Below are 1,503 nucleotides of genomic sequence, written 5' to 3' on the forward strand. Positions count from 1 at the left end.
TGAACTGAACCCCGAATAGTGGACACTTTAAAAAAAGTGGACCTATTCGGGGTTTTTCTATTTTCAACGTTTGAAAACCCCGTTATACTAACCATACCATTTATGAACGGGAGAACATCATGAGTAAAATAATTTTTAACGAGCACCAACGCAGACAAATTGAAGCGAATCCAAATGTCGCCTCAGTATCCGACCGCTCAATTCAATATACAGCCGACTTTAAATTGAAAGCTGTTCAGGCAAATTTACAAGGAAAAGGTCCAGTCCAAATCTTCAGAGAAGCAGGATTTGACTTAGAGCTGATAGGAATTAAGAAAGCTCAAAGTGCAATTAGCCGTTGGAAGAAAACATATCAAACACATGGTAAGGAAGGCTTTTACGAGGAACGTCGTGGAAAAGAGAGTACTGGTCGTCCACGCCTTGAAAACTTATCCGCAGAAAAAAAACTTGAGAAAGCGGAAGCGCGTATTCAACTATTAGAGGCAGAACTTAATCTGTTAAAAAAGCTCGACGAAATGGAAAGGCAGGCGAAGAAGAATCGTTTTTAACACCAAAAGAGAAATACCAAGCCATCAATGAAACGATTCGTTTATATCAATTAAAAAATATGACTCGTCATCTTTGTCAGGTAGCGAATGTCAGTCCAAGCGGCTATTATAAGTGGCTTCAAAATAGGGAGAAACACGCTTTACGTGAAGAAGCTGATTATCAAGATTACATCTTATTAAAATCAATTTATGATCAAGCGAAAGGGAAAATTGGTTATCGTGGATTTTATATGGCACTGGTAGATGTGCTGGACACACCGATGAACCATAAAAAGATTCTTCGTCTGATGCGTAAGTTCAATTTATATGCAAAAGTACGTCGTGCGAATCCATATCGTCTGTTAGAAAAAGCAACAGAGGCGCATCGCCGTATACCGAACCATTTAAACCGTGCATTTAAGCAAGAGGAGCCAGGAAAAGTATTCTTAACAGATATTACGTATCTGCAATATAGAGGTGGTCAAAGGGCGTATTTATCATGCGTGAAAGATGTCGCAACACGAGAAATTGTAGCATATGAATTATCTACTACGTTAAAGATGTCCCTTGTCTATAAGACGCTTGAAAAGTTAAAAACACATCTAGACGGCAATCTCCATCCGGAAGCGATGATTCACTCGGACCAAGGTATTCATTATACACACCCAGAATATCAGCAGCGTGTAAAAGAAATGGGACTTCTCCAGTCAATGTCCCGCAGAGGAAATTGTCTTGATAATGCGCCAATAGAATCGTTCTTCGGTCATTTCAAAGATGAAGTAGATTATAAACAAGCAGAAAGTTTGGCAGAATTACACACAATAGTGATGGATTATATGGACCATTATAATCACACACGAAAGCAATGGACATTAAAAAAGATGGCTCCGGCAACTTACCGAAGCCATCTCATTGCGGCTTAACTTACAACTACATCCCTTTTTATTAAACTGTCTACAAAATAGGGTTCAGTTCA

1 protein-coding gene is annotated in these 1,503 nt (G+C 39.0%); it reads left to right on the forward strand.

Annotated features, from left to right (window positions below; genetic code table 11):
- Positions 1 to 119: 119 nt before the first annotated feature.
- A protein-coding gene (locus ABE34_RS12280; protein ID WP_197142858.1) for an IS3 family transposase occupies positions 120 to 1,450 on the forward strand; the annotation gives its coding sequence in 2 pieces (ribosomal slippage) (positions 120 to 498 and positions 498 to 1,450; 1,332 coding nt in all).
- Positions 1,451 to 1,503 lie beyond the last annotated feature (53 nt).

Source organism: Lysinibacillus sphaericus (genome assembly GCF_015844675.1).
GTDB classification, from domain to species: Bacteria; Bacillota; Bacilli; order Bacillales_A; family Planococcaceae; genus Lysinibacillus; species Lysinibacillus sphaericus_E.